We start from the raw sequence: 8,055 nt of genomic DNA, 5'->3' as shown, positions 1-8,055 counted from the left end.
TGCGTGTTTTATTACATCATCAATTTAAGGTTAAAGGAATTCCGGTAATTTAGGGGTAGGAGCGAGAGCTCATACCCCAACATTTGACGTAGAACCAAAATATTGATCATTCATTTCTCTTCCATCAAGATTCGATAGTTAATTCCCCTATCCAAACATATTAACATCAAATGATATTCTACGTTTATATGATAAAAAACTATTTTCGGAAATATGATTATTATAAAATTGACTGAAGCAGAATCGATGAGATCCCGTAGGCGTACAGCGAGCATCCTGAAGCGTAAATCAATGACTCTTTTTTAAGAAGACAAATATCTATTTAATCTTTTAGAAAGGGATCTACAGCGAAAGCTTTTACTTGTTACCTTCTTCTTAACGTTATAAGCAACAAACTAATTAATAATGTAATAAAAGAAAACACGATCGCAACGCTTGAAAATGCCAGCACATAAATATTATATTTTGCAACTTTTTCAACAATCGTAAGCGTATCATAGTTAAGAAACATTGCAAACGCATTGATCACGACAATTACCATAAAGATTGCGATAATCCCATTATAAGCCCCTTTTAAATCAGCAGAGCTTAATGCAATATGTGAAGACAAGCAAATCGCTAAAATAAGATACACCCAAAATAGCGGATTCAAGACATTATTTAATGTAAACAAGCTAGTAATAACCGTCCCCATCGATAACGCAATAATATGAAAAATCTCACCAGCATTTGGAGTAAGTGATAAGTCGATATTGGCATGAACCGTATCAATAAAACGGTCGTATGACGACGGTAAAAGCTCATACATGCCAAACATCAGCACTAATATCCCGACTATAACAGGAGCAATACCAATGAAAAAATTCCCAACACGTTGGTAAATGCTTCCCGGATTATATTCATGACGAACATATCCCAACACTCCGTCAGCACGTTTCCATTGAATTAATTTTATTTCCGTAATGCGATGGCGAAAAATGACACACATGAATGCATGGCTTAGCTCATGAATTGGCGTCCCAAACCAGGCCGTCATCATAATCCCCTTCCAGCCAAACGCACGGCCAACATTTTGTGAAGACCACATTTCTAAATACCCTAATAGCAGTCCAACAACAATCATTACCCCTACTAATGAAATCAATTCAATGATACTTAATGACAATATATGTAAAAACGTTTCCAGCATGGCTCTTCCTTTCAAAAACTCTTTAAATACTTGAACGAATACCAAATATTATATGATTGAACATTAACTTTTTCAACTTTATGATCTTTTTCATTCTATCATACGGAATTCTTTCTTTCGATTGTTTCATTCCCTCAATTCCAGTAATATAGAATATGATTCTATTTTTGAATATAAAGGTGAGTATATGGATTTTCAAATCAACTATATTTCCTTCTACGTGATTGAAGTAGAAGGTCAAGATGACCAAGCAAGAAAACAGTCAAAGCATTTTCAAACATTAAATAATGAAGAATATGAATCTAGCAATCTTAAAGAATTTCTTGATGGCGAGCTTGAGAAAATCGTCAAAAGAAAAGTTGACCGTCATCCAAAATCAGAACAGGTCCCTACGAAACTTGGACATTTCATTGTCGAGCCTGGCTATGAACTAGATTCCAATCCAAATTATAATCTCTTCTCTCGGGCTCGTTTTGCTGAAACGAAGGAACATTTTACAACCGCAAGCAAAGAAATCATTCGCACATATTTAGATACGAATGCTGTCCGCGGCGGTGCCTTCCTCATTGCTGCTGCAAAGATGAGGAAATATTTTGATGAACCTTTTCTCTTTATTATGAAATGCGATTTTGAACCTAAAGTTGCGACCATTACCGATGCCTCAACGCTCATTCGCACTGTTGAAATGGCAATCACAACGAAAAATATGAAATCAATCCAATACCCGCATATGCCCGAAGAAGGGATGGTCGAAGAAGGCGAACTTAAAATTCACCAAGCCTCCCACGCCCGCTATTTTGAAGAATTTTTAAAATTTGTTGAGTACGGCGAATCGATGCCGGAAATTATGAAAACGCAAGTGAAATCAATGATAGAGGAACATTTTTATGAAATCCTTGATGAAAACAGTCCTGAATTTCAAGAATTTGAGCAGGAGATGGAAGTTTGGGAAGCCAGTCCAAAACGGGAGCTGCACGAAAGGCTTTCCACCGAACAAGTAATGGAGGCCACGGCACAAATTGTGGAACATACACCAGAAGCAGAGCTAAAAATGAAGATGGACCATATTTCATTAAGTGGACTGCTTTCTGATTTCGGTCAGGCTGTCCATATTACAAAGATTGGCGACCGCTATGTCACAGTGATAGAATCAGATTCCATTCTTTTTGAAAAAGGCTTTTCACCGATTGAATTTTTAAAGCCTGATGAACTGGAGAAAGTGCTTGGCAGAATTAGAATAAAAACGCAATATCAAGGATAGACATAATGTTTAACTATTATAAATGGCTTGAAGTATTCATTAACTGGCCAACGAAACATATTATGACAACTATTTTATCCAAGAAATATAACAAGACGGATCTAGTGCTTGCATTCTGGATTCCAAGTTATCGAAATATTCTTCTAACCACTTCTCTAGTAAAAAAGAGAGGTGGTTTTTCATATGAAAAGACTGATATCAGAAGAAATGGTGAAACAACATCATCGTTTTATAAAAACCCTAAGTATGCCAGGCGCTAAAGATAAACATTCGCCTACTTATAGTGCCTGGATAGCTATAAATCATATAGATTTATTGAATTATTAAATTAGGATTTCAAAGGTCAATCCCTCCTCATTTAATTTAATCGTTGTACCCCTTTCTGCAATGGTTTGGCGAATCCCCCAAAAAAGATTCAGGATTTAGAATACAAGACCAGCCGATATAAAATTGTTGGAAGAGCATTTATTGTAGTGGGAAATGTTCTTTATTTTTTACTTAAAATAAAAGGATATTCCATTAACAATAATAATATAATAGAAAACGATATTATTTTATTGTAAAACGATAAATAATCATTTAAAATGTATTTAAATACAATTCAGTGAGGTATTTTAAATGAATGTTAAACGAGGTTCTAGCACTTTCTTAAAGGTCATTATTTTTCTAGTTGGAATTGCAGTACTTACTTTGTGTATTTTTTGGATGCCTATGTTAACCATTAAAGATGTAAAAGCACATTCAGGTGGAGATTACTCGCTTTATCCCCTTTTAGTATGTGCGTATGGAATCTGTATTACATTTTCTTTTACGCTGTATCAAGTATATAAACTATTAACCTATATCGAAAGGAACAACGCTTTCTCCGAGTTATCTCTTAAATCTTTAAAGGTTATAAAAAAATGCGCTTTTACAGCCATTTTCTTCATTGTGTTAATGATAATATGTTTAAAGGTGATTTCTAAAATCACAGGAGACGACCCAGCAGGTCCTATATCACTAAGTCTAATGGGTATTTTAGCAACAAGTATCTTCGCAGCCATAGTGGATGTACTTCAAAAACCATTAAACAATATCCCAGATATTAAGTTAAAAAAATGATTAACGGTTTGAGAAAGTTTAATTAACGAGGTACTTTTTATGAAACAAGTTTAAGCTTCAACACTCTTTTTAAAAATAGGTGTTTTTATTATAGTAATCCCAGTTCGTGTTTTATGTTTATTGTTAGTTCCCCATATGGCCAATTTTGCAGTAACATTGTATCCAAATTTTGCCCCAAAGAAATATCTCGTTTTTTCGTGATGTATGGAGTGGCTGTACCTTTTTACTTTGCTCTGTATCAACCTTTCAATCTTTTACGATACATTGACGAGAACACGGTATTCTCTGAGTTATCTGTAAAGTCGTTAAAGAATATAAAATACTGTGCAATGACAATCAGTGGTATATATGTGCTAGGAATGCCACTCTTTCTTTTTATAGCGAAGAAAGTTGACCCTCCTATTGGAATAGTAGGAATCATCATCATTTTTGCTTTGTTCATTATTGCCGTTTTCGCTGCTGTCCTCCAACGACTTCTACAAGAAGCGATTGACATAAAACCAGAAAATGATTTGACGGTCTAAGTTGGAGGATATGACAATTATTATTAATATTGATGTGATGCTAGTAAAACGAAAAATGAGCGTAACGGAGCTTTCGGAGAGGGTTGGAATTACTATGGCAAATCTTTCTATTCTAAAGAATGGAAAAGCAAAAGCAGTTCGTTTTTCAACATTAGGATGTAAACGTATTTAAATTACCAATCAAATGACAAAGATTTGTTTGGAAGTGAGTACCTTGATTTAGATTTAGTATTGGCTCAACGGAACGGTAAGCCCATCCAACCACCAGAAATACATAGACACTTTGGAAAGTTGTTGAGACTAGCGGATTGCCTTATATAAGATTTCACGATTTCAGACATACCCATGCAACGTTAATGCTTCAAGGAGGTATACATCTGAAAGTAGTTTCCGAACGTCTCGGACATTCGACAATAGGAATCACATGGACACATCCCCCATATGTTACAAAACATGCAAAAAGAAGTCGCTCTGCAATTTGAGCAGCTCATAAAATAACCTATGTAAAATGTAAAAACAATGCTGTGACCAACCTGTTACCAGAAGAGTAATTTTCACTTATTCGCGAACAATTCACCCTATGTCTAACTTCAATATAAACTCTCTAAAACCCTTGATATGAATGGGTTGGCGGGACTACGTGGGAATCGAACTCACCAGACCTGGCACGCAGGTCTCAAGCGGTTTTGAAGATCGCGGAGGAAACCAGTACCCTATTTCTTAGTCTCAAGATACAGTTAAATCAACATTTTCAACCCACTTAAACAGATTTCTTACATAAATAGATTTTCTTATAATTAAGCATTAATATACTGTCATCTCACCGTTTATAAATCCACTAAACTATTGTAGAAGAAATGCATATGAAAAATGGCACGATTCAATTAGAATCGCGCTCCATAATATAATGAAAAAGCTGATCAATGAAAACGCACATAGCGATACCCTCTTTAACTTTCTTTACTGTTGAAACTGGTACCCCATTTTCCCTTTGGCAAAACCTTTAGCAGTATAAAGCCATGATCCTTCGCCGCCATCTCCATCATTTGAACATATGATCAATTGATCTGTACCCGGGATAAAAGCAGGATGTGTGGAACGCAACATATGACCATATTCTCTGCCAGGTATTAATATTTGACCGATCGGATAACCTTTCTTATTAAAGATTAATACCCTTCCTTGTTCATACATCGCAACATATAAATTATCATCACTATCTATACAGCATGAGTCAGGTCCTAATAAACCAGTAAAATGATAAGGTACTGATGCTCCAAATGGAGGGATTGTCACTCCATCTTCCATTAGCTCTACATGGTGCAAACGATTCGCATTTGTTTCTGCTACCCAAAGACGTCTTTCATCTACGCTTAAGGCGACTCCATTCGGGCCTGCCATATTTTGTAAGATTGGTGTAATCGTCTGGAAATCAGGAGACACATAATATACTCCTCCTACTGGATTAGAAGAATGTCCTCTAAAATCAGTAAAATAAAATCCTCCTTTACTATCAAAAACTAAATCGTCAACACAATATCCTGCACTATCAGGTATTATGACCTCCATGTTAGATCCATCAGGCTGGATTGAAAATATGCCGCCCTTAGATTCAAAATCACCAAGCGCACATAAAAACAATCTTCCATCCTTATGAATTTTAAGCGCAGCGAGATTCAAATTATTTGCTCCTACGATAGTAGTTATTTCTTTTTTTGGCAAAGTAACTTTAAATACTTGACCACCAAAAACTTCAAGTAAAAACAGATTACTCTCGCGGTCAAAGCACAATCCCTCTAATTGCATTCCTTTGTCAGATATTTTCAACCATGGTTCGGCAGTTATCGTTTGAAGATTTTTCTCTTCTGCCAAAATAGGTACTTCCTTTTCTGAGACTTCATTGTATACTAAAGCTGGAATTGACTTTTCTTTCATATTTATCATTTCCTTTCAGATGAATCGTTTTGAAATATTATAGTCATTAAGTACTCGCGTAATAATTTCTTCCATTTCCAGACCTAGTTTTACTCTTTTTGTTCCAAGATTGAACAATATGGCAACCCAACTACCAATTCCAAGCCACAGAAATGTGGCAATGATCACGCCAAATGGGCTAGCAAAAAATTGAGATGTTAGACCAGCAAGTAATAATCCGCCCCAAGTGGCAAAAGAAATAAAAGATGCACCTGTTCCTCTAGAACGAGTTGGAAAGCTCTCCATCACATAAGGGATAAATGCCCCCGTATGACCTACGGTAAAGAAATAATACATCGCCCACCAAAATGACATTTGTCCAGCAGTATGGAGGGCAAAAGCAAAACATGTCCCTGCAATTCCACCTAAAAGGAACCAAATCAAAATGATTTCACGTCTTCCAAATTTGTTACCTAAGTATGCAGAAACCAAATACCCGAAAGCGCCGATCCCTGTTCCCCATGCATTAAAGAGGGGACCGTATTTAAATATGAAAAACAAAGGCCGATTTTAATCAGCCTTTTTCTAGTCCACACATCAATACTTGGCACCATAAATGCCCTTGAAAACGTCCTCATTAATGTTTTGCTTCCTAAATAAAGTTTATTATTTAAAATTCAGCAACGCTCTTTTTAAAGCGCTTACTAAAAATAGTGTTATTCGTAACTAGTCTACAGAGGATTATCCAACCACCGTGCTTAATGCTAATACACCAAGTAGTCCATAAATAGCTACGATAGTATACATGAAACATACAGATTTGATTGTTTGGCCAATTGACAAATTAAAATACTCTTTTGTCATCCAGAAAGACACATCACTTGGAGGCGCCCAAGCTATTGAAGCACTTCCAATTGCAAGTACCATCAACTCAGGGCTAACACCAGTTGCCTTTAAAATTGGCACCATAATTCCTGCGGTAGTCAACACTGTTACTGTAGCAGATCCTACCGCTATCCGAATGATCACTGCAATAATCCACGCTAATATAAAGGGTGATATATTCCAGCCGCTAGTAAAGTCAGCGATGTAATTTGCCATTCCGCTATCAAGAATGACTTGCTTAAATGCACCACCACCGCCGAGAATGAATATGATCCCGCCCATTGAGATTAATGATTGTTCTACAATTTTCATTAAGTCAGTCATCGGCTTTCGATTTCTATATAAACCAAATACATAAATCGCGATAAGAAGCGATATAAGCAATGCAATATCAGCATTACCGATAAAGGTTAAAATTTTATATATGATAGAGGTTTTAGAAAGTGAAAATTCCGCAATTACTCCTACCAAAATCAGAATAACTGGTAACACAGCTGTTAGAATTGAAGTTGAAAATGACGGTACTTCATCCATGTTGAACTCTCTTTGGGTTACTAAATGTTTTGGTATTTCAATATTCCAGTTTTTATATAATTTAGAGAATAGTGGTCCGAAAATAACTGCGGCTGGAATCGCTAGAATAATTCCATACAATAGAACAAGCCCCAAATTTGCCCCTAAAGCTGCTGAAATTGCTGTAGGTCCTGGGTGTGGTGGTAAAAAGACATGTGCTATAGATATTGATGCCAGAAACGGGATACCAACTTTCATCAGTTTCACTTTTGCTTCAATTGCTACTGTGTAGACGATTGGGATAATTAGAATGTAACTGACTTCATAGTATAATATAACTCCCAAAAGAAATGAGGCAACACAAATCGCCCAATCGACTCTTTTTTCACCAAATATATTGATTAAAGTGCTTGCAATTCTGTGAGCTCCCCCACCTTCTGATATTATTTTTCCAAAGATCGCACCAAGGCCGATAATGATAGCTAAATGTCCTAAAGTTCCCCCAAGTCCAGTTTCAATTGATGTAACAATTTTTAATGGGGGCATCCCTTGGATAAGTCCTACAGATATTGCTGATATCATTAGAGATAGAAAAGCGTTAAGCTTAAAGACTATGATTAAAATAAATAATATAAGTATCCCCGAAGCAAGTGCTATAAGCGGCATAA

7 protein-coding genes and 3 pseudogenes are annotated in these 8,055 nt (G+C 36.0%); 6 read left to right on the top strand and 4 right to left on the bottom strand.

What is annotated here, in order from left to right; translation table 11 throughout:
- Positions 1 to 364: 364 nt before the first annotated feature.
- Positions 365 to 1,189 carry a hypothetical protein gene (locus tag G4D61_RS12580; protein ID WP_025728554.1) on the bottom strand — a complete coding sequence of 275 codons (825 nt, stop codon included), beginning with the start codon at positions 1,187 to 1,189 and terminating at the stop codon, positions 365 to 367.
- 187 nt (positions 1,190 to 1,376) lie between these two features.
- Between G4D61_RS12580 and G4D61_RS12575 the strand changes: the two genes are divergently transcribed.
- From G4D61_RS12575 to G4D61_RS18225, 6 genes and pseudogenes are all read left to right on the top strand, one after another.
- The gene (locus G4D61_RS12575; protein WP_163174091.1) at positions 1,377 to 2,450 is read left to right on the top strand and encodes a DUF3900 domain-containing protein; all 1,074 of its coding nucleotides are present in this window, start codon (positions 1,377 to 1,379) and stop codon (positions 2,448 to 2,450) included.
- A gap of 183 nt (positions 2,451 to 2,633) precedes the next feature.
- Positions 2,634 to 2,777, top strand: coding sequence for a hypothetical protein (locus tag G4D61_RS12570; RefSeq protein WP_155918439.1), 144 nt, complete (start codon positions 2,634 to 2,636; stop codon positions 2,775 to 2,777).
- 291 nt (positions 2,778 to 3,068) lie between these two features.
- A complete protein-coding gene (locus G4D61_RS12565) occupies positions 3,069 to 3,551 on the top strand; it encodes a DUF2975 domain-containing protein (RefSeq protein ID WP_025728549.1) in 483 nt (160 codons plus the stop codon).
- Positions 3,552 to 3,686: 135 nt separating this feature from the next.
- Positions 3,687 to 4,075: pseudogene (locus tag G4D61_RS12560) on the top strand (DUF2975 domain-containing protein).
- 1 nt (position 4,076) lies between these two features.
- A pseudogene (locus tag G4D61_RS12555) lies at positions 4,077 to 4,229 on the top strand (helix-turn-helix domain-containing protein); the annotation flags it as partial.
- A 148-nt stretch (positions 4,230 to 4,377) separates the two neighbouring features.
- A pseudogene (locus tag G4D61_RS18225) lies at positions 4,378 to 4,500 on the top strand (tyrosine-type recombinase/integrase); the annotation flags it as partial.
- 535 nt (positions 4,501 to 5,035) lie between these two features.
- On the opposite strand, the gene G4D61_RS12545 reads toward G4D61_RS18225, so the two are convergent.
- From G4D61_RS12545 to G4D61_RS12535, 3 genes are all read right to left on the bottom strand, one after another.
- The gene (locus G4D61_RS12545; RefSeq protein ID WP_025728545.1) at positions 5,036 to 6,010 is read right to left on the bottom strand and encodes an SMP-30/gluconolactonase/LRE family protein; all 975 of its coding nucleotides are present in this window, start codon (positions 6,008 to 6,010) and stop codon (positions 5,036 to 5,038) included.
- Positions 6,011 to 6,025: 15 nt separating this feature from the next.
- Complete coding sequence (locus G4D61_RS12540) at positions 6,026 to 6,433, bottom strand: MFS transporter (protein WP_163174089.1); 408 nt, start codon at positions 6,431 to 6,433, stop codon at positions 6,026 to 6,028.
- A 297-nt stretch (positions 6,434 to 6,730) separates the two neighbouring features.
- Complete coding sequence (locus G4D61_RS12535) at positions 6,731 to 8,053, bottom strand: gluconate:H+ symporter (protein WP_025728541.1); 1,323 nt, start codon at positions 8,051 to 8,053, stop codon at positions 6,731 to 6,733.
- Between the last annotated feature and the right edge of the window lie 2 nt (positions 8,054 to 8,055).

This window comes from Heyndrickxia ginsengihumi (assembly GCF_011008565.1).
GTDB lineage: Bacteria > Bacillota > Bacilli > Bacillales > Bacillaceae_C > Weizmannia > Weizmannia ginsengihumi.
The sequence above is the reverse complement of the archived record's forward strand: the minus strand, read 5'-3'. Positions and strand labels throughout refer to the sequence as shown.